This window comes from Bacteroidia bacterium (assembly GCA_033391075.1).
Lineage (GTDB): Bacteria > Bacteroidota > Bacteroidia > J057 > J057 > JAWPMV01.
In genome coordinates, this window is sequence record JAWPMV010000001.1 from 6,135,101 (window position 1) to 6,159,759 (window position 24,659).

The 24,659-nt window shown below is 43.0% G+C and carries 20 protein-coding genes; 7 read left to right on the forward strand and 13 right to left on the reverse strand.

Annotated elements, in window-relative coordinates; translation table 11 throughout:
- Positions 1–71: 71 nt before the first annotated feature.
- Entirely contained in the window at positions 72–2,195 is a 2,124-nt protein-coding gene (locus R8P61_24485; GenBank protein ID MDW3650254.1) for an elongation factor G, read from the forward strand.
- A gap of 79 nt (positions 2,196–2,274) precedes the next feature.
- Here the strand turns inward: R8P61_24485 and R8P61_24490 are convergent, their stop codons facing one another.
- On the reverse strand, positions 2,275–3,726 hold the full coding sequence (locus R8P61_24490) for a hypothetical protein (protein MDW3650255.1): 1,452 nt from the start codon (positions 3,724–3,726) through the stop codon (positions 2,275–2,277).
- A gap of 196 nt (positions 3,727–3,922) precedes the next feature.
- On the reverse strand, positions 3,923–4,282 hold the full coding sequence (locus tag R8P61_24495) for a hypothetical protein (GenBank protein ID MDW3650256.1): 360 nt from the start codon (positions 4,280–4,282) through the stop codon (positions 3,923–3,925).
- Positions 4,283–4,648: 366 nt separating this feature from the next.
- On the opposite strand from R8P61_24495, the gene R8P61_24500 reads away from it, so the two are divergent.
- Both R8P61_24500 and R8P61_24505 read left to right on the forward strand, forming a co-directional pair.
- Positions 4,649–5,770, forward strand: a complete 1,122-nt coding sequence (locus R8P61_24500; GenBank protein MDW3650257.1) for a hypothetical protein — start codon at positions 4,649–4,651, stop codon at positions 5,768–5,770.
- Between the two features lie 168 nt (positions 5,771–5,938).
- Complete coding sequence (locus R8P61_24505) at positions 5,939–7,114, forward strand: hypothetical protein (protein ID MDW3650258.1); 1,176 nt, start codon at positions 5,939–5,941, stop codon at positions 7,112–7,114.
- Between the two features lie 240 nt (positions 7,115–7,354).
- On the opposite strand, the gene R8P61_24510 is transcribed toward R8P61_24505, so the two are convergent.
- From R8P61_24510 to R8P61_24530, 5 genes are all read right to left on the reverse strand, one after another.
- Positions 7,355–8,644, reverse strand: coding sequence for a pitrilysin family protein (locus tag R8P61_24510; protein MDW3650259.1), 1,290 nt, complete (start codon positions 8,642–8,644; stop codon positions 7,355–7,357).
- Positions 8,628–9,881: a pitrilysin family protein gene (locus tag R8P61_24515; GenBank protein MDW3650260.1), complete on the reverse strand. Its 1,254-nt coding sequence runs from the start codon at positions 9,879–9,881 to the stop codon at positions 8,628–8,630. Before R8P61_24515 ends, R8P61_24510 begins: the two co-directional genes overlap by 17 nt.
- A gap of 25 nt (positions 9,882–9,906) precedes the next feature.
- Positions 9,907–10,482 carry a hypothetical protein gene (locus tag R8P61_24520; GenBank protein ID MDW3650261.1) on the reverse strand — a complete coding sequence of 192 codons (576 nt, stop codon included), beginning with the start codon at positions 10,480–10,482 and terminating at the stop codon, positions 9,907–9,909.
- Positions 10,475–11,461: a GTPase ObgE gene (gene obgE, locus R8P61_24525; protein ID MDW3650262.1), complete on the reverse strand. Its 987-nt coding sequence runs from the start codon at positions 11,459–11,461 to the stop codon at positions 10,475–10,477. The genes R8P61_24520 and obgE overlap by 8 nt, the downstream gene beginning before the upstream one ends.
- A gap of 109 nt (positions 11,462–11,570) precedes the next feature.
- The gene (locus R8P61_24530; protein MDW3650263.1) at positions 11,571–12,137 is read right to left on the reverse strand and encodes an adenylate kinase; all 567 of its coding nucleotides are present in this window, start codon (positions 12,135–12,137) and stop codon (positions 11,571–11,573) included.
- 305 nt (positions 12,138–12,442) lie between these two features.
- On the opposite strand from R8P61_24530, the gene R8P61_24535 reads away from it, so the two are divergent.
- The gene (locus R8P61_24535; protein ID MDW3650264.1) at positions 12,443–13,543 is read left to right on the forward strand and encodes a hypothetical protein; all 1,101 of its coding nucleotides are present in this window, start codon (positions 12,443–12,445) and stop codon (positions 13,541–13,543) included.
- Here R8P61_24535 and R8P61_24540 read toward each other — a convergent pair.
- The 5 genes from R8P61_24540 to panC form a co-directional block, all read right to left on the reverse strand.
- Positions 13,535–14,143 carry an HAD family phosphatase gene (locus tag R8P61_24540; protein ID MDW3650265.1) on the reverse strand — a complete coding sequence of 203 codons (609 nt, stop codon included), beginning with the start codon at positions 14,141–14,143 and terminating at the stop codon, positions 13,535–13,537. The two genes, R8P61_24535 and R8P61_24540, sit on opposite strands and share 9 nt — an antisense overlap.
- Positions 14,144–14,240: 97 nt before the next feature.
- The gene (locus R8P61_24545) at positions 14,241–15,149 is read right to left on the reverse strand and encodes a DUF72 domain-containing protein (protein ID MDW3650266.1); all 909 of its coding nucleotides are present in this window, start codon (positions 15,147–15,149) and stop codon (positions 14,241–14,243) included.
- A gap of 577 nt (positions 15,150–15,726) precedes the next feature.
- Complete coding sequence (locus R8P61_24550) at positions 15,727–16,431, reverse strand: methyltransferase (protein ID MDW3650267.1); 705 nt, start codon at positions 16,429–16,431, stop codon at positions 15,727–15,729.
- 219 nt (positions 16,432–16,650) lie between these two features.
- Complete coding sequence (locus R8P61_24555; protein MDW3650268.1) at positions 16,651–17,013, reverse strand: aspartate 1-decarboxylase; 363 nt, start codon at positions 17,011–17,013, stop codon at positions 16,651–16,653.
- A 121-nt stretch (positions 17,014–17,134) separates the two neighbouring features.
- A complete protein-coding gene (gene panC / locus R8P61_24560; protein MDW3650269.1) occupies positions 17,135–17,980 on the reverse strand; it encodes a pantoate--beta-alanine ligase in 846 nt (281 codons plus the stop codon).
- A 141-nt stretch (positions 17,981–18,121) separates the two neighbouring features.
- Between panC and R8P61_24565 the strand changes: the two genes are divergently transcribed.
- From R8P61_24565 to glmS, 3 genes are all read left to right on the forward strand, one after another.
- Positions 18,122–18,940, forward strand: coding sequence for a glycogen/starch synthase (locus R8P61_24565; GenBank protein ID MDW3650270.1), 819 nt, complete (start codon positions 18,122–18,124; stop codon positions 18,938–18,940).
- 7 nt (positions 18,941–18,947) lie between these two features.
- On the forward strand, positions 18,948–20,270 hold the full coding sequence (locus R8P61_24570) for a DUF4270 family protein (protein ID MDW3650271.1): 1,323 nt from the start codon (positions 18,948–18,950) through the stop codon (positions 20,268–20,270).
- A gap of 217 nt (positions 20,271–20,487) precedes the next feature.
- Positions 20,488–22,320, forward strand: coding sequence for a glutamine--fructose-6-phosphate transaminase (isomerizing) (glmS, locus tag R8P61_24575; protein ID MDW3650272.1), 1,833 nt, complete (start codon positions 20,488–20,490; stop codon positions 22,318–22,320).
- 85 nt (positions 22,321–22,405) lie between these two features.
- Here the strand turns inward: glmS and R8P61_24580 are convergent, their stop codons facing one another.
- Entirely contained in the window at positions 22,406–24,547 is a 2,142-nt protein-coding gene (locus R8P61_24580) for a S46 family peptidase (protein ID MDW3650273.1), read from the reverse strand.
- Positions 24,548–24,659: the final 112 nt, after the last annotated feature.

A 24,659-nucleotide genomic window follows, 5' to 3' on the forward strand; every position in this document is an offset into this window, starting at 1 on the left:
TTGGTAATCCATTCCGGAGATATCAGCTGTGCTTGCCTACCGTATTTCGAACTACTTAACACTCGCGCTATATGAAACAATACCAAAGTCAGAACATCAAAAATGTTGTCCTTGTTGGCAACTCGAAATCCGGCAAAACTACCCTCGCCGAATGCATGATGTTTGAAGGAGGCGTAATCAATCGCCGGGGATCCGTTGACGACAAAAACACCGTTTCTGATTACCATGAAATTGAAATGGAAAGAGGAAACTCGATCTATTCATCGATCATGCATACAGAATGGAGGGGAACCAAGATCAATATTATTGACACACCAGGTCTTGATGATTTTGCCGGTGAGCTTATTGGAGCACTTAGAGTAGCGGATACCGCTGTTTTGGTTCTCAATGCTCAGTATGGTGTAGAGGTCGGTTCTGAAATTGCCTGGCGCTATGTAAAGAAATATAGCAAGCCTACCATTTTTGTAGTAAATCAGTTGGATAACGGCAAAGCCGATTTTAACAATACCATCGAACAAGCCAAAGGACAATTTGGATCAGGAGTAGTAGTCATGCAGTATCCCTACAATACAGGGGAGGGCTTTGACTCCATCATAGATGTCCTGAAAATGATCATGTATAAATTCCCGGCTGATGGGGGTAAACCTGAAAAACTTCCCATACCAGACGAAGAGAAGGCACGTGCTGACGAACTTCATAATACACTCGTAGAAGCAGCAGCCGAGCATGACGAAGAACTCATGGAGCTCTATTTTGAAAAAGGAGCATTGGATGAAGATGAAATGCGGAGAGGAATCCGGATTGGTATGCTAAGTAGGGATATATTCCCTGTTTTCTGTACCTCTGTCAAAAACAATATGGGCAGTGGTCGTATGATGGGTTTCATTGGAAATGTAGCTCCTTCAGCAGGAGATATGCATGATGAAGAAACAGAAGAAGGAAACAAAATTACGGTCAATGACAGTGATACTACCCTTTTTGTTTTTAAGGCTTCAAATGAAAAACATACGGGCTCTATGAGCTATTTCAAAGTATGTTCCGGAGAGGTAAAAAGTGGGACTGAATTTGTCAACTCAAATACCGGTACCAAAAATAAAATCAACCAGCTCTATATCATTGATGGAAAAAACAAGCATTCTATAGAGGCACTGTCCGCGGGTGATATAGGAGCTACAGTCAAATTAAAAGATACAGGTGTTAATCATACCCTGAGAGATAAGGACAATGGTGTCAAGATAAAAGCGATTGAGTTTCCGAATCCCAAAATTCGAACAGCTATTGAGCCGGAGAAGAGTGGCGAAGAAGAAAAACTTGCCATGGCCCTCAATAAAATATCAGAATCCGACCCGACCCTGGTTATCGAGTACTCAAAAGAGCTTAAGCAAACCATTATGAGTGGTCAGGGAGCTCTCCATCTACAGATAGTCAAAGGTCTATTGGAAAACATCTATGGGGTGCCGACCAAATTCATACAACCTCGAATTTCTTATAGAGAAACCATCCAGAAATCTGCGGACGGATATTACAAGCATAAAAAACAAAGTGGGGGCTCCGGTCAGTATGGAGAGGTTTACCTAAAAGTTCAGCCCTGGACTGAGCATATGACGCATCCTTCAGATCTCAAAGTGAGAGGACAAGATATGCATGAGTTGCCCTGGGGAGGAAAATTGCTATTCTGCAACTGTATTGTGGGAGGAGTAATTGATGGAAGGTTTATGCCAGCCATACTCAAAGGCATCATGGAAACCATGGAAGAAGGACCGATTACAGGTTCCTATGCACAGGATGTAGCAATATATGTTTATGATGGCAAAATGCATCCGGTGGATTCCAATGAGATTTCCTTTAAAATAGCCGGCAAGGCAGCCTTTAAAGAAGCTTTCTTGCAATGTTCACCTAAACTGCTTGAGCCTATTTATCGACTCGAAGTTCTGGTACCAGATGACTATATGGGAGATGTAATGACTGACCTTCAATCTCGCAGGGCCATCGTAGAAGGCTTTAATGCAGAAGGAAGAAATCAGAAAATCACGGCTCGGGTACCTTTGGCTGAACTCAACAGGTATTCTACCACTCTGAGCTCCATATCTCAAGGTAGAGCGACTTTCTCACAGGACTTCCTGGAGTATGCTCAAGTGCCCGGAGATGTACAGCAGAAACTTGCGCAGGAAAAAGAAACGCTTGAGACTGCCTAAGGTATCAGAGTGGCTATTTATAGGCAAAAATAATGGTCTATAAATGACCCATATATTCTGTATTTAAAAACAACCCAAATCAGGAGGCCGGATTTGATTCCGGCCTTTTTTTGCTTCGAATGCGAGCCTTTTCTTCCAACCATTTGGCCTGGTTGAGGGGGCGTGTCTTTTGGATTAGGTTCAATACCTGCTCATGCTCATAAGGGGTATAGGCAAGGACAAGTTTTCGAAACAGGCGAAAGCCATTGCCCATTCCGACTTTGAATTGCTGGGGAATGTTCTGATTGCGAACGAAACGAGCAAGCGTCTGAATCTGGCGTGCGATCCAGTCCGGTTCCTCATACTCGGTTTCATATTGAGCCTGCAACAAATGGATGCGGGCATCAATTTCATCAAATACATTAGAGAATTTTTGTCCGGCCAAACATGAGATTACTTCTTTGAAAGCTCCCTTAGCAAAATAATACCTGCCCAAATTGAATCTATAACATTCTTCCTGCCTCTTTTCAGGCAAAAGTTCTTTCAAAGACTCCAGATAATTCAGGGCTTTGTCAAATTTCTTGACTTTGAGGCATATCGTCAGGAGGTTTTTATAAATTACTTCAGGAAGGTTGTTGTCAATAAAGAAAAGACGAGAGCTAATCCCCCATTCAAATAAAGTAAACAACTCCAGGGCAGTTTTTTCCTCTCCCAATTGATTGAGATTTCGAATGTTTGCATTGATCAGGGAAGTGAGAAAATTTCGTAACTCTTCCTGCGTCCACTGGCCTTCGGTTTTGCGGATGCGATCCAGCAGAATTTCCAGGCCATCTTTGACTTTCCCGCTCAATAAGCGATAAACCTGTACATATACCTGAATTCGATCATTTGCCTGCCAATAGGTTTCCTCTCTGAGCTTTTCCAAGAGTTCATCCAGCAAGAGTTCCTGTGCCTGAATTTTCTCTTGCTGCTTCATATTAATTTTCCCCAAAGCTAATTCAAGCTTTTCTTCTGCCCACCAACTATCAAAACTATCCATCATCTGCCCATACTGGTTGGGAAACAGTTTCTCGCGCTCCAGATTACTACGCACGTATTTACTGAGATACCTTTGTATCTCCAGCTCCAGTTCAAAGCAATATCGATAGTAAGCAGCATCTTTGCCTTTTACCCGGGCTGCACTACGTTTTATCTTTCTGCTGGTTTTAAGGAAAAGGTCGGATGCTTCTCGATGATTCAACTCTTTGAGCAAAGCAATTTCCAGACCTCTCTGATCTGTTTTAAAGTTTTGATAGGCTAAAAAAGATTCTAACTGACTGCAGAGGTCTCTGCAGAGTTTTCGAAGGCGAGCATCATCATAAGGGTCAGAAAGATACAAGACTTCCCATACCTCCTGCATCGAGGGTGCAGAAGATTGTTTCAGTAAACAGGCATAGAGCTTTTGTACGTATTGTTGCTTATCCCCGTATTCAAGCAACAACCATTTTTGAAAGTCTAGTTTTTCGGTACTCCTGAGCAAGCTGAATAATTTCCAGACTTTTCTTTCCCGCATTACCTATACAATATGGCATCTATCGCGGAATTTTTGAATCCCATTTTCGTCAAACTTATTCATTTTCTTACATGCGGGATTCCTGCTTTGTTTGATATGAGGGAAATTTTAGGTATTTGAACTATCTGATTTTTGGGCAAAGGAAAAGGGCAACTTAGGAAGCTGCCCCTTCTTGTTTTCATTTCATACGACGAGTTTAGCTCGCTGAGCCAGGCTCAGGGGAACCCATACTTGATGCAATCAGAGAATAATCTCTGAACTTGCTAGGGTTTTCGGACCAAATCCTACGGCCTAACTCACAGATCGCGCCAATGGAATCTTTGATTTCCTGCTCGATCTTCTTTGAATCTGTCGATTGCTGGAGAGGACTAGCGGTATCCAGGGTAGATTCATAAAGCTCACACTTATGGGCTAACGCAACGATGAAATTGGCATTAATCCCATTTTTGGTGAATTCAGCAAGGTCTCTGGCTGCACAAACCAGTTTCTCATTACAAAACTGAATAAGTTCCTTGCGTGATAGTCCAAAAAGCTTCCGTTTAATCTGAGATTTCATAGAATAATATTTAGACCTAAAAAAAAATAACTCCAACCCGATTACACGAGTGGAGCTTCGATAGTATCCCTTAAGTAGTATAGTACCTTTTTTACTCCGCCCATGTTCTTATAGAACTTTTATGAAAAACTAGAGTAAAAAACAGTAATTCTGTAATAAAAGAATTGCCGATTGATTTTCATACGTATACAATTGTACCGAAAAAAACGGAAAAATACAAGGCAAAATTCCGTAAAAACGGCCCTTAACAGGAGGAATCTTACCTGAAATTCCAGTTCTTTATCTCCAATTATTTATAGCTTGTATAGGTAATTTATAACATCACTCTGTTTACACTCTGTTATACGATTATATCATAACCTAGTTTTGAAAACTTTAATTTGCTCTTTCATTATCGCCCTACTGTCCTTTAGTTTCCTTTTCGCCCAAAATAATGAAGAGGATATCTTTACTGACAGATCAAGAACTTCCCTCAGCTGCGCATGGTCAAGCACCCATCTATATGCCGGACCGGGTAGAAAATACCGCAGGAAAACTCGAATCAAATTCGGAGAGGTCGTTGAACGGCTGGGACAAAAGGCCTATAATAGCGCCGATCGCAGAAAATACATCGAAGTAAAAACCACAGATGGTAAATCCGGATGGATTTATGACTATCATTTCGTCAACAATGGCCTGACAGCTATTGTCCAGGAAAGAAGTCGCATTTATCCTGAACCCAGAAGCAGAACCGCAAGTACCGGGGATTATTTCCGGGCGGGAGAAATGGTCATCCGAGGAAATGTAAGTGGGGACTGGATAGAACTCTACTCTGAAGACAAAAAGATCAGAGGATGGGTAAAAGGCAGAGACAGGATAAGCGCGCAAGAGGAACAATTTAATTCTCGCGTCCTTAGCCAAAGAACCGGGGCAAGAACTTATTATGGACAGAGAAACTCCTCTGATAGCTCTGATGAAAGATTTACGGATACGAGAGATGCCGATAACTATAACAGTCGAAGCACCGATTTTTCGCCCAATACTTCCCGTAGCAGCAATCTGGATAGGGGCGTAATTGTCGGCCATATGAGTGCTTTCCGAGAGCAAGATAACAGGGACCAAAGAAATCGGAGCGGAAGTTCCCGGGGAAGTAGTAGCAGCGCTTCCTCTGATGATTACAGATCCAATCCCAGGGTCAGAAGCAGCAGCAATAGCCAGACTTCCGGGCAGAACTATGCCCCAGCACTCTCCAAAGAGAAAGGACCCGTTTATCGCGTCAATTTCCCTAATGAAAGTAAAAGCCTATTCGTGGGCTACCATAAAAGCCTGCCTATCGGTAGCAAAGTCCGGGTGTATTTCCCAGATAATCCTGGCTTTGTTGAGGTAGAGATTATTGGTCAAATGCGCAAAACCCGTCCGGAAGTAATCGGACTTTATCCCGAATGTATTGAGCTGATCTTTGGAAATCAGCGCCCTTCACGCATAGAAATTGCTTATCTGAAAAAATAATTTTTCAAATCTCAGATTGGATACAACAAATTGATCTTCTGATTCGTACGTAAAGTATTACTATAAGACAAAGACCCTAAGTAATACATTATCAGGCCTTAACAATAAAAAATAATTTTCAGTTTTGAAGATTTGTTTTATATTTGTGAAGGTTCACAAATCCAATTAATGATGAATTTGAAAAAACGTACTTCTGTATTATTCATAGGATTCCTGGCGCTCTACTCTTTTACGTTTGCTCAGAAAAGAGTGATTTATGATGATTATGCACCTAAAGGTGACTTCTCAGTATGCGCCTGGGATCGTGCGCAACTCTATGCGGATCCAGGAAACAGCTCTGACGTACTTTCGACCATCCATTTTTCAGAAGAGGTAATGCATTTGGGCAGAGAAGCCTTTGTAAGAGGCGGTGAAAACAGCAATTACATTTGGGTTGAAACCGAAGATGGGAAAGAAGGCTGGATAAATGACGAATATTTTGTTTCCGGTGGGGGAAATGTAGTCCTCCTGAAGAATACGTCCATTTTTGAAAAGCCCTCCACGCCAAATTCTATCTCTAAAAGAAGCTTTGTAGCGGGCGATCTCGCTATTTTGACTGAATTTGCCAATGGTTGGGTGAAACTAACCGGCAAAGAGAAAAAGAAAATGGGATGGGTTCAGGGATATGATGCCATTTCTACTGAAGATTATGACATCGAAACAGCTTCCCTGATCGATCAGGCATTGGCAGAAAAGAATGTTGATGCTAGGAGAGATGAATTAAGAAGGATCAGAGACGGTCGTTCTTTCCTTAGCCCGCAGATGAGAGAAGTGATTGACATTCGTCTGGAGCAAACCTATCGTTCCAATCGTCCACGTAAAAATGATGTGGATGATGATAGAGATTATTATGTAGATGATGACGATTATTTTCCAGGAGGAGAAGATGATATTGCCGGAAATGGAGGCCTGGGAAGAGATAGAGGACAGGATTTTGACAACAATTCAGGCTCTCTCGATCGACTCAATAGAGAAGGATCTTATATCACAGAACGTGAAGTGATTGATGCTAATACTGGTGAGTCCTACATTCGTGTAACGGAAACCGGAACCATTCAACCCGTAAAAGCTAAAAAACCAAGAACCATCTATTATGCTTATCACAAATCATTGCCGGTAGGTTCTACCGTTCTACTGGAAGTGCCCGGTACCAAGAAATTTGTGAAACTTGAAATCATAGCACCCTTGAAGAGTTCCAATAAGCATATGATTGGATTAGGTTCTGAAGTGATCAAAGCAGTTTATGGAGAAACGCAGGCGAAAAACGTGCCTAGCGTAACCATCAGCTATCCCAAGTACTACTAAGTTAGATATAGTATTTATACATTAGGAAAGCCTTAAAGGCCCGGGATCCTATCCTGGGCCTTTGGCTTTTATAAGATAAAAACCACGACAGTCAGCCCTACCCCGGCGAATAGGCATCAACCCCTTAGCCTTGGCTCAGCCAATACACATGAAGAATCTATAATTGATAGCACGATATGTAGGTCCCTCGACTTCGCCCGGGACGACACATGTTTGTGTTAATTTTACATTTCTTTTGGTCTACACGGGCTTCCCTACCACAATCTCACTTAGCGAATCAGGTTTTAAATAGACCTGAGCCAATCTCTGGACTTCAGAAGCACTGATTCCATCAATCAGCTGAAACTTCCGGTCTATCTCCTCAAAGCTGATCCCCATACTCAGAGAAAACCTAAGCAGATCGCCCAATTGAAAAGGCGTTTCTCTTTGACTAATGCCTTGTCCCAGCATATAATTTTTGACGAGTTGCAATTCCTCTTCACCTACTCCTTCCTCGCACAATAATCGCATCTCCTTTTTCACTTCTGTTATGGTCGCCTCCACATATTCATTGCCTATATCTGCCTGAACCACAAAGAAGCCATTGTGCTTGAGACCTAGCCAGCCCGAATAAATGCCATAGGTATAACCTTTCTCTTCCCGAATATTATGCATTAAACGGGAACCGAAGTATCCCCCGAGAATAGTATTTACCACCTGCATCCCATAATAATCCGGATGTGCACGCGACATACCCAAATGCCCCAATCGCAAGCTTGATTGCATGCCTTCCTGTTCTGTCAGAAAACGTCCTCCCTGGGGAGCAACTTCTGGAAGGGTAAGTTCAGGGGGAATTGAGCCTTCAATTTTCAAAGAGCCAAATTCTTTCTCCAACAAACCCAAACAAGCTTCCTGATCATATTTACCTGTCACCAGCAGTTTCAGATTGGCAGTATTGATATAGCTGTTGTAATAAGCTTTCAATTCCTCCAGCTCAATCATTTCCAACTCTGCCGACCCAAAACTCAGGCCATAGGGATGATCCCCTCCAAATAGTTGCTTTCGAAAACTTCTACTGGCTTTATGAGATGTCTTTTGCTCTGCGACATGCATTTTCTGCAAGGTCCGGGTCTTCAGGGTATTAAATTCCTCCGACGAATAAGCAGGCTCTGTAAGGACTTCCCGAAAAAGATGAAGGGTATGCTTCAAATTTTTACTTATGGTAGCCAGGGTAAGCGCCAGGCACTCTTCTTCAGCTTGCTGTCCCAACCAGGAACCATAGGCATCCAGTTCCTGAGCCAATTCCAGACTGTTATGATGCATACTGGCTTCCACCATATTTTGCATACTAAACTTGGCAATACCGGAACGTGCCTGAAAATTGCTTCCTCCTCTACAGATAGCCTGAACTTCGATGACATCAGCAGTTCCATAAGGGAGAAAATAAACGGGAATTCCATTACTGAGCTTTATTTGCTCAACAGCAGGCAAGGGAATATGGCGAAATGACGAGGCCTGAGGGGCCTGGGTTCTATCAAGCACTTGCGACATAATTTTCGGGCAGATAATAAAGGGTAGAACAATTTTCCGGAGCCAGGTATTTGGCAGCTGCTGCCTTTACTTCGTCTAGCTGGATTCCCTGGTAAATATCCGGCGTAGTATTGATTAGGTCCACATCCCCCAGACTATCTGAAATAGCCAGGGTCATTGTTTTGGAAAGGAGGCGGGTTTGTTGCATCACAAAACTGGCTTCCAGCTTGCCTTTGATCCGATTCAGGTCTTCTTCTGTAAGTTCCTGGATCTTCTCCAGACTTTCAGCCAAAGCATCTTCATAGGTCTTCAGGCTTACCCCTTCAGCCACACGTCCATCAATAGAAACTACTCCCGGATGATGCAAGCCCCAGGAATAGGCATTTACTTGTGGACTTACTTTTTTATCCTTCACGAGGGATTGGAAGAGCAATGCACTCTTTCCATTGGATAAAAGATCTGTAATGATATCTGCCACATAATAGCCTCTTTCCGTATGAGCCGGAACATGAAACATTTTATAAACGGCTGCATAGGGAACTTCAGCATGAACTGTCATTTCCTTTGCGGCTTTTTGTACCCCTTCCTGAGGCAATACTTTTTTCTTTAAGTCTCTGGAATCAATAGGCCCAAACCACTTTTCGCACAAGGTTTTAACCTGATCCATCTTCACATCCCCTGCAACGATCAAGGTCGCATTGTTTGGAGCATAAAAACTAAAGAAGAAGTCTTTCACTTCATCCAGAGTCGCATCTTCTACATGCGAAATGTCTTTACCGATAGTCGGCCATTTATAAGGATGTGTATCATAATGAAGTGCACGCAATTTGAGGTGCGCATCCCCATATGGCTGATTGAGATATCGTTGCTTATACTCTTCGATGACCACACTTTTCTGGATATCCAGCTTTTCCTGAGAAAAAGCCAGTTCCAACATACGGTCAGACTCCAGCCAGAAACCCGTTTCCAATTGATTGGAAGGGAGACTGAGGTAATAATTGGTGATATCCGCGGTCGTAAAGGCATTGTTCTGACCACCTACTCTTTGCAAAGGACGATCGTAATTGGGGATGTGTTTACTCCCCTCAAACATCAGGTGCTCAAATAAATGGGCAAAACCGGTCCGGTGTTCCTGTTCATCTTTTGAACCCACCCTATAGAGGACATCCATCACGGCAAAGGGGATTGAGGGGTCTTCATGAACAATTACTTTTAAACCATTGTCAAGGATAAAGCTTTCATAGCTTATTTTATTCATATCTGGTATTAGTCAGGATGTGGGCTTAGTCTTTGGGCTTTCGAGGCTTCATGATTGGCTTTTTCAGCGGCGGCTTTTTCGGTTTCTTATCTTCATCGCCTTCCGTTTTGGGTTTCATGATAGGCCTTTTCAATGGAGGAGGTTTCGGTCGATCCTTTTCCTCTTCCTTTCCCTCACTTTTGCGTTTCATAATCGGGCGTTTTAGAGGAGGTGCTTTCGCAGGCTTTTTTCCTGCTTCTCCTTCTTTGACAGCCTTTTTCATCAATGGCTTTTTTAAAGGAGGAGCTTTCCGCTTTTTGGTTTCAGCTTCAACAGCTGATTTGTCTTTGTTTGGCAGGGGAATTTTCTTCTTTGGCAGCAGCTTCCCTTTTTTAGGCAGCAGCTTCCCTTTTTTAGGCTTTGCCTTCTCCTCTAGCGGTAAATCCAGAGGAAAGTCCAGCCTGAGTGGATTAAAGATAAATTTCTTTTGTTGGTCAAAAGATTGAGCGCCGATCTGTAAAAAAGTCTGTTCGAGTTCATCATATAAAACTTCCCGGGACTTTTTCAACGCCTCGATATCTATGCGCTTTTCCCGAAAAAATATGATAAAGTCTTCATTCATGAATCAATTCCCACAATTTATCTTTTAATACCTCCATTCCCTGATTGGCCAGAGAAGATATAAAGACAATGGGTAAATCTGAAAGCATTTCCCGGATTTCTTCCTCCAATTCCTCATCTATCATGTCACATTTGCTGATTGCGATCAGCCGGGGTTTATGCAAGAGGTCCTTATTAAATAAGCGTACTTCTTCTAAAAGTGTTTCGTATTCTTTGCGAATATCATCTGCATCTACGGCAATCAGGAAGAGGAGCACGCTATTTCGCTCAATATGTCTGAGAAAATGGGTCCCCAGTCCCTTGCCTTTGTGAGCCCCTTCGATGATCCCGGGAATATCCGCCATCACGAATGATGAAAAACCCCGATATTTTACTATGCCCAAATTGGGTACCAGAGTTGTAAAAGCATAATCTCCGATCTTGGGTTTGGCGGAACTAACTACAGATAGGAGGGTAGATTTTCCGGCATTGGGAAAGCCGACAAGGCCCACATCTGCCAGAATTTTCAATTCGATGATTCCCGCCATTTCCTGAGCATTCCCCCCAGGCGTTGAAAAATCAGGTGCCTGCCGGGTTGCAGAGCGAAATTGCCAGTTTCCCCTTCCTCCATTTCCTCCTTCCAATATGATAAGCTCCTGTTTGTCCTCCAGAATTTCACCTATCACCTCCAGGGTTTCGGCATTTCGGATCACCGTACCCAGCGGAACTTCCAGGACTTCATCTCTTCCGGTTTTTCCCTTTTTTTTAGCCCCACTTCCACTTTCCCCATGTCCGGCTTTAATGAACTTCCTGTATTTCAGATCCAGTAAGGTCCACAATTGAGAATTCCCTTTCAGAATCACATGTCCTCCTCTGCCTCCATCTCCACCATCAGGTCCCCCTTTAGGGACATGGCTTTCTCTTCGCCATGCTACCGCTCCATTTCCTCCTCTTCCGCTGGTGAAATAGATCTTTACATAATCTACAAACTGGTTTTGCATGGATATGATCCTAAAATCAAAATGAGGTATACGAAATCAAGCCCTTATGCTTTTATCTCTGGGCTTTCATAAAAAAAACTCAAGTTCTGCTCAATGCTTCCCGAAGGAATTAGGGATTCAAGACTCTCGCAATCCGTGCCTCTATATCATCTATCCCTCCCATGCCGTCAATCTCGTGAAGTTTGCTTTGTGCCTTATAATAATCAGCTACCGGCAGGGTTTTGGCATTGTATTCCCCAATTCTTTTGCGGATGGTCGTCTCATTATCATCTGCTCTGCCTTGCTCCTGTCCTCTCTTCACCAGACGACTCACAAGCTCTTCTTCTGCAACACTCAAGCTTACCATATAGGTTATGGAAGTATCTTTCTCTTCCAAAAGCTTATCAAGCGCCTCTGCCTGAGGTACTGTACGGGGAAATCCATCAAAGATAAATCCATTGGCATCCGGATTTCCATCCAGTCTTTTCGCGATGAGTTCAATCACGATCTCATCACTTACCAACAATCCCTGATCCATGATGTTCTTTACCCTCTCTCCCAATTCCGAACCGGAAGCCTTTTCAGCTCTCAGCATATCACCAGTAGAAAGGTGGATCAAACCATAGTTTTCGATAATACTCTTTGACTGGGTCCCTTTACCCGCTCCGGGAGGGCCAAATAGTACAATATTTAGCATAAATGTCTTTTTATTAGTTGCACAAGGATTTTGCGCCGGCCGCAAAAATACATAATATCTCTCGCCAGAAAAAGGGAGTAGGCAGGATTTCAAAATTTAGCTTAAATATACATTCAAATTCCTCTATGGATGGCATGACTATTGCGTATTCCGTCTTATTAAGGAATCGCAAAAGTGTGTAACATCGAGATAATTATTGAATTGGAAATAACCACTTCCTGTAATTAATTTTATCTCATCTCTCAACACTCACACGTGCAATCTTGGGTATTATGGTATTAAGGAAGTTAATTTTTCCTGCTCTTGTGTTATTCCAAATCCCGATCCTTCTTTTTGCTTCTGATCCCAAACCCAAACTCCAGTGGGAAGAACTTATCAATCATCACATCCATGCATATGGATTGACGGAAGATATTGAGTTTAAATTAGCTGCTTATACGGAGCTGAAAGGTCAATATACCTCTACGCACAACCAGCTGCACCTCGATTTCGGAGGACTGGGCTCACTAACCTTTTATGAGCAAAATTGTATTCTGAAATCTGGTGGCAAAGTATTTCACCTGAACAGAGGCGACTTTGATCCGGGCCAGGTAGAGTTTATGAATGAGAAGATCGACGAAATGTTTGAAGTTATTCCGCTACTGGGAAATCATGGAGCGGAAAAGAAAGTAGTGGATTTCGTAGATAAAAACCTCGCAAAAAAGAATATTGAGCCCTTTGATAAACTCTTTATTCGTCATATCCTTATCAGACATGGCAAATATGATGAAGAAAGAAAAATCATAGAATTTCACACAGACGACCTCCCGGATTACAAGGTTTATCGCAATGCAAAAGGAGAACAAATCATCAGACGTTATAAAACTCCTTTGAAAATTCGTCTGGATGAGCGTATGCTCAGAGGATATTATATCCGGGCAGGAGGCACTGTTTATGTTGAGGATGTCGACAGACCCGTATCCTTTGCGACTAGCGAAGAGTACACCCACAATGTAACAGCTTTCAAGGTCTTTGTTCAGAAATTGCTGGTTCAGTCGGTACAATATATCAGTCATGCTGAGACAGCGAGGATTTCAAAAAAGCCTCAGACTTTTGAAGTAAAAAAACCAGGAGAGAATGCAGAAGAGTCGCAATCAACTTTCTTCGCAGCACAAGGGAGCGCGGGCTCAAGAAAAGCCTTACCGGGCGAAGATCAGGTAAAAGGAGCCCTCTACAATCCCGATAACTGGATGATCATGATGCTAGGCATACTTCGCACGCAGAAAATCAATATCGGTGATCCGCAAATTCTTCCTTATTTCATCAATCAACCCTATTTCTCATCGATCTATGAGTTGTTGACACCCGAAGAAAGGAATATGGTAAACAAAAATTCCGGAAGCGGACAAGGATCAGGCTCAGAGTAATTCTGCCAATTCTTCTCTCATTTGCATAGGGGAGCGAAAGTGGATGGCATGCATGCCCACCGCTTTTGCTCCTTCTACATTTTTGAGCGAATCATCAATGAAAATGGCTTTCTCAGGATCAATATTAAATCGCTCAAATAAGAGTTTATAAATAGCCGGGTCCGGCTTGATGAGTTTCTCTTTACCCGAAACCAGTATTCCTTCAAACCATTGTAGAAAATCATAGCGCCCTAAAGCGACGGGAAAGGTTTCATCCGACCAGTTCGTCAAAGCGTAGAGCCGATAATTCTTCCCCACCTTCAAACTCTCCAAAATATCTACCGATCCCTGAATAGGTCCTCCCAGCATTTCAGGCCATCTGTCATAAAAAGCCCGAATCTCTTTTTCCCATTCCGGATGTTTTGCTAACAAAATCTCTGTCCCCTCTTTCAAAGAGCGCCCTCTATCCTGTTCTTCGTTCCATGAGGATACACAGACATTCGCCAGAAAGGATTCTACTTTTTCTTCCGAATCAAAAATAGTTCTATACACATAGCGCGGGTTCCAGTCAATCAGGACGCCGCCCAGGTCAAATACGATGGTGTCTATGGGATTTTTCATGGGGGAAGATAGGAAAAAGTGTTGTAGTGTTATGGTGTTATAGTTAGGAATAGATCGAACCAACTACCGAACTACAACACTAAAACACCTCCGCACCTTAAAATAGGCTCATCTGATCCCCTTCCATCTTTTGAATACCGGGAGTACTGAGTTTAAGGGAAAATTTCTCATTGAGTTTTTTCGCCCAATAAGCTCCCAAGTCCATAGCCATTACATCTCCGGGCTCATGGGGAAAGAGATAGAGCTTTTCCAGGCCTTGCTTTCGCCAGTAATCAATCCGCTCAAGCCAGGCATCACTTCTTTCGAAATCCGTGGAGTCCAGAGAATTGCCTACCAGACGAATCATCGCAAATTTACTTGTGAGGCTATTATGCGAGACATCTCGACGGCCCGCCACATCCGTTATCACCGCTCCTATTCCTTTTTCACTAAGCAGTCTCACCAGTTCAGGCCGAAGGCTTCTTTCTTCAAACCAGTCTGCATGCCGAAATTCTATGGCGAGGTCCAGATCTCCGGGCCATTTAGCCAGAAAATCTACCAGATTCTGAAAATGCGAAGGCCCAAAGGATTCATGCATTTGCATAAAGGAACATCCATACTTGGGACCAAATTCCCGAATGGAATCGGTAAACTGTTCAAGTTCTGCATCCACATTTAGCAGCTTGCGATAGTGTGAAATGACTTGTGGGATTTTAGGGCAAAAGACAAAACTTTCGTCTGCCATATCCCTCCACTTTATCACTTGTTCGGGATTGGGGATGCGGTAATGAGTAGTATTGAGTTCGATGGTATTGAAGGAGCGAGAATAATAGGAAAGGAATTCTGCCTGTTTGGTCCCTTTAGGATACAACTTATCGATCCACTCCTTGCTCGACCAGCGGGGTAGGCCAATAAAGGCTTCAAATGAAGCCGCAGGTTTTCCCCCTAAGAGTTCTGTATTCAGGGGATTGATGGGAGGGAGAGAAAAATCCACTCCACTTATGTCCGGTAACTTTCCAAACTTCATAGGATTTCCTTAAGAACAAGCATCAGGCTCTCGGCCGGAGAGTTCTTAAAGAAACCCAAAAAATCTAAAAAAGTTAAGAGGTGCGGCCGGATTTCTTGGGATATCTACCTAAACAAAGAAATACAGCAGGAGACTCACGCTAACTGTCATTCTGAGCCATGTCGAGGAATCTCAATAAAGTTCTCCAATAATCCATTCAACAGAGTAAATGGCAAAGCCTGAAGCAAGTATTTTAGCCCCTTCCGCTTTGGTCAGGGGGACAATTTGATTAAAGTCGGATAGTTAAGCCCCTAACAAAGCGTATCATCCTGAGCGAAGCGAAGGACTTAAATATTTCAGCCTGCTTCCTTTCCACTACATATGAAGAATTGAAGGAAAGGCTATTGAATAAAGGCGTAGGCCTCTCGACGGAGCTCCGGGAGACACCCATGGTCCAGCTCCGACTAAGCCTTGGCATCCCGGCCTTAAGCCAAGACCCGGGCTCTCTCTCAAGCAAACAGAATAGCTAGAGATCCCGGACATCTGATAGATTCCGGAATGACAGATTTTGACTTATTTTTTGTAAATACCTCTATCACTACAGCAACTCATGCGCATAAAACTCCTGCGTCAGTTTTTTATAGGCCTCACTATAATGGTTCGCTGCGCCTATTTGAATGATGAGTTCTTCTTCTATCAGGGATTTGGCCTCCTTACCCAGCTCCATCAAAAAACGATGAGGCTCCTTTTCAGGCCTTGGCCGGACCATACAGATTCTATGAGCATGGAGCTTATTAAGACTCAGGAGGCTGTTTAAGGCATGCATTTTATCAATAGGGAGAATAATATGCGCCTGACCATTGTCTGTCAGTAAACGCCCTAGATGCTTCAAGAGACTTTCCAGGTCCAGGTTTTTTCCCTGACGGGCTTTTATGCGAGCATCTCCTTTAGCTTTCAGATCTCCTGGGAAATAGGGAGGATTAGAAATGATGAGATCGTAAGATTTATTTTCCCCGAAATACTGAATACTCTGCTGGAAAATCTGAATCCGATTAGGCCAGGGACTGGCTGCTATATTCTCTCTTGCCTGTTCGCAGGCATCTTGATCAGGTTCTACTCCTTCTATTTCTGCCTCTGCAAATTTCTGCGCCATCATCAAACTCAAAAGCCCGCTCCCACTTCCTATATCCAGGATCTTTTGGGGGCTCCTTGATTCTACCCAGGCACCCAGCAAAATGCTATCCGTTCCTACCTTCATGGCGGTCCGATCCTGGGCGATGCTGAATTGGCGAAAGTGGAACATAGGAATGCTGGCTGTAAAAAAGCCAGAGACCCCAAAGATTTGATCTAAGGGGCCTCAGGGAAGTAAATGAAAATCTTGAAATCAGATTCGCGACTTATATGCAATTGCATACACATCGCAAAGAATCATTATGATCTATTTGATGATTTATCATGTGCAATTTCAATACCTAATATGCAATTTTTCTTTCGGAAAAGCACAATTGTTGATAAAATTCATCTAGACAGTCAGGCTTTCCGGAAGTCTGTTGTATTCATCAGGAAAAATGACGGTAGGCTTGTACTGTTTTGCTTCTTCAACTGTCATTCGGGCATAGCATATAATGATCACCGTATCTCCGACCTGCACTTTGCGCGCTGCTGGACCATTGAGACATACAACTCCACTCCCTCTTTCTCCTGCAATGGTATAGGTTTCCAGCCTTTCGCCATTATTGACATTTACAATCTGCACTCGTTCACCTTCCAGGATGTCGGCTGCTTCCAGCAAATCAGCATCCAGGGTGATGCTTCCTACATAATTCAGTTCTGCCTGGGTTACCTTGACCCGGTGGATCTTGGATTTGAACATTTCTAATAACATAAAGATCTTTTAACTGTGTGTTTGAATAAATCGGGAAAAAATCCCCTTTTTCGGCATTAAAAGCAGGCAGCACAAAAAAGCGCATTTTACTCTCATGCTTCAATATTTAGACGAAAATGGTCTAGGAAAGTGACATATTGTCAATTAGGCGGGTTTTGCCCAGAAAAGCAGCTACAAAAAGGTGGCCTTGCTTAGCTTGTTGGAAATCTTCAATTTCTGAAAGATCACGGGCTTCCAGTACATCAAAATAATCCAGCTGTACCAAAGGATAATCCTTCATCCTTTCTTTAACCCTATCCAGTACTTCAGTTTTTGATCCAAATTGAGAAAAGTCCTTGCGGATCTCTTTCAAGGTCTTATTGAGAAAAAGGGCTTGCTCCCGTTCTTGAAGATTCAGATATCTGTTACGGGAACTCATAGCCAGACCATCCGATTCTCTTATGATAGGACATCCAACTGCCTCCAGCGGGAAATGCAATTCCTGGATCATACGACGGATGATCATGAGTTGCTGAAAATCTTTTTCTCCGAAATAGGCCTTATCAGGCTGAACGAGATTAAAAAGGATAGAAACGATTTGTACAACTCCATTGAAGTGTCCGGGCCTTTTGGCTCCGCAAAGTTTTCGATCCATCTCTTCGATCTGAAAACTGATCAGGTTCCGGCCATCTCCATATACATCTGCAATATTGGGAGCAAGCACTGCCGATATCCCGATATCTTCCAGCAATTTGAGATCCGCTTCCAGGGTACGTGGATATTTATCCAGGTCCTCATTGGGCCCAAATTGCGTAGGATTAACAAAAATGGTGGCTATGGTATACGGATTGTCTGCGACAGCTCTTTCTGCAAGACTTGCATGTCCGGCATGCAGAGCGCCCATAGTAGGGACCAGACCTATGCTAGAGACTGATACTAAATCCTTTCTGGCTTTTTTGAATTCGTCCAGGGAGCGAAAGACCTGCATAAATGCAATAAGGAAGGTACAAAAGCGGCTAATATAAGGAGTCTCATTGTTAATGCAAATGATTTTTTGTATTTTTGTGCTTCTTATTGAACTGGCCTACTATACGCAATCTTAGGCAAAATGAAATAAATCGACCAGAATATGGATAAAAAATTGAGAATCCTCTACGTAACATCAGAAATTGATCCATTTCTAAAAATGAGTTCTGCTGCTGATCTCATTCGTTTACTACCTCAAAAACTTCAAGAAAAAGGACACGAAATTCGCATTTTTATGCCAAAATTTGGTGTCATCAACGAGCGCAGGAATAGACTCCATGAGGTTGTTCGCCTTTCTGGAATCAATATCCGTGTTGGCGGCGAAGAAAAACCCCTTACCATCAAGGTAGCTTCTATTCCCAATGCCAAACTACAGGTTTACTTTTTAGATAATGAGGATTATTTCAAACGCAAATCTGTTCTGACCGATCCAAATAACAATACTTTCCATATTGATAATGATGAGCGTGCTATCTTCTTCTGTAAGGGAGTGATAGAAACAGTCAAGAAATTAGGCTGGGCTCCAGATATTATTCACTGTCATGACTGGATGACTTCATTTATTCCCTTATATTTGCGCACGCAATATAAAGATGATCCTCTCTTCAAGCGTACCAAAACAGTATTCACCGTTTATAATAATGGCTTTGAATCTGAACTCGCAAACAACTATTTGGACAAAGTTCGCGTCGATGGTATAGCAGATGAGAAATTAGACAACTATACGGGAAATAATTACGTTGGAGTTGTCAAAGGAGGAATCGCCTTATCTGATATTGCAACAAAGGGTCACCCAGAGGTAGATGCGACACTCGAGAAGTATCTTGAGGAGACGCAATCTGAAAAGATCTATTTCGATAGCAGTGACAAAGAATCTTATGTTGAAGGATATCACAAATTGTACGCAGACATTTCAAACTAAATTAACTTTGTATAATTTAAGGAACACGTGGCTGTCCGTAATTTTAATAGCGGCAGCCACACTTTTTTTTGCCGGATGTGAAGAAGATGGACAGGGGATAGGAGCAGAGGTATTGCCCCCCGAAGACATCATTAATTTTACCTTCACCGATACTATAAGTATCGAGATCGAGACCATCGTTCAGGATAGTATCAATACTTACAGAGCCACAGATCTCCTCTTTGGAAATTATGCGGATCCTGAATTTGGTCGAATAAAAGCAACGATTTATACAGAATTTATCGCCCGATCAGGCCTCGACTTTGGAGAAGCTGATGATCTGATTTTGGATTCTGTAGTCCTCGCTCTGGGTATCCGTGATTCTTATGGACGCCTGGATCTGGAAAACAATATGGAAGTCTTCGAATTGGATGAAGATATTCCCGAACCAGATTTAGCAAATTCAGATGTCCCTTTGATTATAAAAGGAGACAATCTCGCTCAGGGAGTCAGGTTTACCTATGACTCAGCAGGAAGAGCACAGCTCGTTCGTGTTCAATTAGATAGGGCTTTCGGAGAAAGACTTCTGAAAGCAGGGGTGGAAAATCTAGGAGATGCACTCGCTTTCCGAGAGTTCTTCAAAGGTTTTGCCATCAGCACAGAAGATGTACAGTTCCTGAATCGCGAACCGGGAGCAATCTTTTCAATTGACGTTTTGGATGGGACTCCCCAGCTCCAGATGTATTATAAGAAAAGAGAAAGTGGGCAATTTACTGTCCAAACTCCTGAGCCTTTCCTCGTTACAGGCTCTACGCCCAGATATACTGGCATCGCACGTACGGCAACCGAAGGGAAACTGATACAACAGGCCATTGATAGAGAAGACCTGAAAGATCAACTCGAACTCATCCAGGCAGGGGCCTTTGTCAAGAATTTTGTCAAGTTCCCCCATGTAGATAAAATGGATTTGGTCGCTGTAAGTCGTGCAGAACTCCTACTCTCTGTTGACACCAGCCTTTTGGGATCAACCGGCGCTTTTCTACCTCCTGCTCAGATTGCTCCCATTCTTGCAGATGCAGATGGGAACGAGGAATTGAACGAAAATGGGTTTCCTGTTGATGTAGAATTTAACCTGAGTGCTGTAGCTTCTTATGATGCTTCCACTGGTACTTACAGTTTTGACCTCACGGGTTATATCCAGCGTTTGATTAGTGGGCAAATAGAAAATAATGGGATTCTTTTGCATCCCGCTTCCCGCGCCTTCACAATGAATCGGGCTGTATTTGGAGGGATTTTACATCCTACCTTAAAAGCAAAATTGAATCTGACTTATACCAGTCTTCCGCGTTAATTGGAGGATTAGGATAGATAAAATAAAAGCCCTGAGCTATGTTAAGCTCAGGGCTTTTTCTTATTTTGCCCATCGTATTAGGTACTCACTACTCTCATTTTGTTCGGCTACCTGTGTAGCGTTTTATAGTTAATGGTATTTTTTTCCTCTGCCATGAGGACGAAATTGCCATACCGTCGTTTTTACATTCTTTAACAAGCAAAATAATCATACCCATATGTGTGGAATTGTAGGATATATCGGCTATAGGGAAGCATATCCCATCCTTATAAAAGGTCTGAAAAGACTGGAATACAGAGGATATGACTCTGCCGGAGTTGCCTTGATGAATTCAACAGCCAACGTTTTTAAGAAAAAAGGAAAGGTTTCCGATTTGGAAGAACATGTCGGCCCTGAGCCTTTAGGCTTTAATATCGGAATGGGGCATACCCGCTGGGCAACACATGGAGAACCCAGCGATATCAACTCCCATCCTCATAAATCTCAATCAGGTAAGTTTATCATTATCCACAACGGAATCATTGAGAACTATGCCAGTCTGAAAAACAGACTCCTGGATGAAGGGTATGAGTTCACCAGTGCTACCGATACGGAGATTTTAGCTCAATTTATCGACTTCATGTACCAAAGGGAGGATGTCAGCGCTGAAGAAGCTGTACGACTCGCTTTGAATCAGGTAGTAGGTGCTTATGGAATCATCGTGATGTGCGAAGATGAACCTGAGCAATTGATCGTAGCCAGAAAAAGTAGTCCCATCGTAGTAGGAATAGGCGAAAATGAATACATCATTGCTTCCGATGCCTCACCGATCATCGCTTATACCAAGGATGTCATCTATTTGAATGACAATGAAATGGCGATCCTGACGAAAACTTCTCATACAATCAAAACCATTGAGAATGAGATTAAAACCCCCTTACTGACTCGGGTTGAGATGGAATTGGAGGAATTGGAGAAAGGCGGTTACGAGCATTTCATGCTCAAAGAAATTTTTGAACAGCCGACATCTATTGCAGACAGCTTGAGAGGGAGAGTTAAATTGGAAACAGGAGAAGTCTTTCTGGGGGGATTGGATGAAGTCAGGCCTCAATTAGCCGCAGCCAGAAGGATCATTATGGTCGCTTGTGGTACCAGTTGGCATGCAGGTTTGGTAGGGGAATATCTCTTTGAAGAGTTTGCCAGAGTTCCCGTGGAAGTAGAATATGCATCAGAGTTTCGCTATAGAAATCCCCTGATTTTCCCGGATGATGTTGTTATAGCTATCAGCCAGAGTGGAGAAACGGCAGATACCCTGGCAGCTGTAAAAATTGCCAAGGAAAAAGGTGCCCTCGTATTGGGGGTGGTAAATGCCGTAGGTTCCAGCATCGCCAGAGAAACGGATGCAGGGGTTTATATCCATGCCGGACCGGAAATCGGAGTTGCTTCTACCAAAGCTTTTACTTCTCAGGTAGCCGTTTTATCGCTGATGGCCGTTCATGTGGCCCAATTGAAATGGCAATTGACCAAGAAATCCAAAGAGGTGGTTGAAGAAATCGTGAACATCCCGGAGAAAGTAGCTCAGATCCTGAAAACCAATGATCAGATCAAATACATCTCTGAGCTATTCAAAGACGCAGAAAACTTCTTATACCTTGGTCGTGGATTCAACTTCCCCGTAGCCCTGGAGGGAGCACTGAAACTCAAAGAAATCTCTTATATCCATGCTGAGGGTTATCCTGCTGCAGAAATGAAGCACGGACCAATCGCCTTGATTGATGAGAATATGCCGGTGGTATTCATCGCTACCCATGATGAATCTTATGAAAAGGTGGTGAGCAATATCGAAGAGGTAGTTTCTCGTTCAGGACGTGTGATTGCCATCGTAACTGAAGGGGATGAACGCTTGAAAGAGCTTTGCGAATTTGTCATAGAAATTCCCAAAACCAGCGATTCGATCATGCCGCTGCTATCGGTGATTCCTCTGCAACTGCTTTCTTATCATATCGCATTGATGAGAGGATGCAATGTAGACCAGCCCAGGAATTTGGCGAAGTCAGTGACTGTGGAATAAAATAATTATGGGCAGCTTATAAGCTGCCCATACAGATAAAATATATTTTTGAATAGGGACAGATGTTTATCTGTCCCTATATTTTTTATTTCACCAGTTCCATTTCATCCAATAGATATCCTGCACCTGCCATCTTATCCATGATGAAAAGTACATAGCGGACATCCACACTGATATTTCTACATTGATTGATATCATAATTGATATCGCTCATGGTTCCTTCCCAGTTTCGGTCGAAATTTAGCCCTAAAAGATGTCCATTTGCATCCAAAAGGGGACTTCCACTATTTCCCCCGGAAGTATGATTAGATGCGATGAAACAGACCCGCATACTTCCATCTTTGTGGGCATACTGACCATAGTCTTTCTTTTCATACAACTCAATCAATTTCTCCGGAAGGTCAAATTCGCTATCTCCGGGAACGTACTTCGCCATGACTCCATCCAAAGTCGTATAATGCTTGTACTGTATTCCATCACTGGGAGCCATTCCCTCTGCCTTTCCATAAGTCAGCCTGAGGGTAAAGTTTGCATCCGGATAGAAATTTTTATCCTTAAACACCTCCCGCTGCGCCTGCATATAGGTTCGATTCAAAGCATTGATCTGGTCATTGACGGCCTGGTAGCGGGGACGCATGATGATATAGGAATTGATGATATCACTCATCAAGACATAAGCTGGATCACGCAGCACTTCGCCAACATCCAAATTATTGAGTAAGGCCTCAAATTTAGCCTCCGTCGATATCTTCGAATTTTCAAACACATAGGCAGCATAGGCATCAAAATCCCCCTGATACTTGTCATGTATCGTTTGTAAGCTTTGAGGTCTCTGATTGGGTTTTATATCCGTATAATAGGATTTTAGCAATTTGCCCATGATTTCCTGATCGATAGGCGGATAAAAATCTTTAAAGAAAGAGGCTCCCTGTCTTCTCAATTTGTCAAGTTCGGCACTTTTGGCCTGCTCACTCATGGATTCATCTATGCGGGAAACAGCTCCTCCTACCTGATTGGCAAACCGAACCAATTCAATCGAATAACCTGCTTCACTGAAATACTCCACTCCAGTCAGTAAGGGAGCTTGTTTTTCATACAGTTCTCCAAACTGGGCCAAAAGGTTTCCATATTTTTCCTTCCACTCCGGGTTTTCATTTACCCGCTTCTGAAACTCAGCTTCATAGGCTTGCTTTTTGGCTATAGCCGCATCCCGTTTTAAACCCCTGATTTCCCCTTTCCATTTTTTCCATCCATTGCTAATTCCAGACTGCTTGGAGGCATATTGAATGCGGACTTTATCGCTTTTCAGCATTTCTCTATCTATGGTTTCCAGACGTTGAGTTCGCAATTTGATCCGAATCGGATCCTGGATATTCATGATGTTGTCTACCGCATAAGAAGTCAGGTACTCCTGGGTTCTGGCAGGAAAGCCAAATACCATAGTGAAGTCATCCTTTTCTGCTCCTTTCAAGGAAATCGGAAAAAAATGCTTGGGTTTCAGGGGAATATTATTCTCCGAATATTCAGCGGGCTTTCCATCGGGTCCGGTGTATACCCTCCACATGGAAAAGTCCCCGGTATGTCTGGGCCATACCCAGTTATCTGTATCGCCTCCATATTTCCCAATGGAAGAAGGAGGGGCTCCTACCAGACGAACGTCCAGGTATTTCTCTGTAACGATCATGTAGTATTCATTGCCATAGAAGAAAGGCTTTATTTCCGCCTCATAATGTGTTCCTTCTACCGCCTCTGCATTCAAGCTGGCTATTCGAGATTCGATTTCGGCATTTCTATCTGATTCACTCATGCTTTCGTCCAATCCTCCCAGTACTTTCTCCGTCATATCCTCTATCCGAACAATAAAAGTTACTGTCAATCCGGGATTTACCAGTTCCTGCGACCCACTCATGGCCCAGAAACCATCCTTGAGGTAGTCATTTTCCAGAGAACTCAGCTTCTGGATACTTCCATATCCACAGTGGTGATTGGTAAGTAAAAGGCCATTTCGGGAAATGATTTCTCCCGTACAACCTCCGCCAAATTTCACAATGGCATCCTTCAGGCTGGATTTGTTTACACTGTATATATCCTCTGCACTCAGCTTCAATCCCATGGCCTGCATATCTCCTTCAAGAGCTTTCAACAGAGTGGGTATCCACATACCTTCTTTCGCCGGTGCAAAAGAAAGAGAGATCAACAGAACGAATAGACAAGCAGTCCGTAGCATAGTCAACATAAAATATTATCGAATGGGTTTGTGAAAGTAAAAATATGAAGTTAGCAATTCTTTAGCTTCAAGCGTAATTTTCCTCGGAGAATAGCTAGTAGGCCCTGACAGG

Coding starts and splice junctions, on each gene's coding strand:
- R8P61_24495 (MDW3650256.1), bottom strand. CDS start 4,282: ATGAAATCTCAGATTAAACGGAAGCTTTTTGGACTATCACGCAAGGAA.
- R8P61_24530 (MDW3650263.1), bottom strand. CDS start 12,137: ATGCTAAATATTGTACTATTTGGCCCTCCCGGAGCGGGTAAAGGGACC.
- panC (MDW3650269.1), bottom strand. CDS start 17,980: ATGCAGGTCTTTCGCTCCCTGGACGAATTCAAAAAAGCCAGAAAGGAT.
- R8P61_24555 (MDW3650268.1), bottom strand. CDS start 17,013: ATGTTATTAGAAATGTTCAAATCCAAGATCCACCGGGTCAAGGTAACC.
- R8P61_24510 (MDW3650259.1), bottom strand. CDS start 8,644: ATGTCGCAAGTGCTTGATAGAACCCAGGCCCCTCAGGCCTCGTCATTT.
- R8P61_24540 (MDW3650265.1), bottom strand. CDS start 14,143: ATGAAAAATCCCATAGACACCATCGTATTTGACCTGGGCGGCGTCCTG.
- R8P61_24485 (MDW3650254.1), top strand. CDS start 72: ATGAAACAATACCAAAGTCAGAACATCAAAAATGTTGTCCTTGTTGGC.
- obgE (MDW3650262.1), bottom strand. CDS start 11,461: ATGCAAAACCAGTTTGTAGATTATGTAAAGATCTATTTCACCAGCGGA.
- R8P61_24550 (MDW3650267.1), bottom strand. CDS start 16,431: ATGTTCCACTTTCGCCAATTCAGCATCGCCCAGGATCGGACCGCCATG.
- R8P61_24490 (MDW3650255.1), bottom strand. CDS start 3,726: ATGCGGGAAAGAAAAGTCTGGAAATTATTCAGCTTGCTCAGGAGTACC.
- glmS (MDW3650272.1), top strand. CDS start 20,488: ATGTGTGGAATTGTAGGATATATCGGCTATAGGGAAGCATATCCCATC.
- R8P61_24515 (MDW3650260.1), bottom strand. CDS start 9,881: ATGAATAAAATAAGCTATGAAAGCTTTATCCTTGACAATGGTTTAAAA.
- R8P61_24520 (MDW3650261.1), bottom strand. CDS start 10,482: ATGAATGAAGACTTTATCATATTTTTTCGGGAAAAGCGCATAGATATC.
- R8P61_24580 (MDW3650273.1), bottom strand. CDS start 24,547: ATGCTACGGACTGCTTGTCTATTCGTTCTGTTGATCTCTCTTTCTTTT.
- R8P61_24545 (MDW3650266.1), bottom strand. CDS start 15,149: ATGAAGTTTGGAAAGTTACCGGACATAAGTGGAGTGGATTTTTCTCTC.
- R8P61_24505 (MDW3650258.1), top strand. CDS start 5,939: ATGATGAATTTGAAAAAACGTACTTCTGTATTATTCATAGGATTCCTG.
- R8P61_24565 (MDW3650270.1), top strand. CDS start 18,122: ATGGATAAAAAATTGAGAATCCTCTACGTAACATCAGAAATTGATCCA.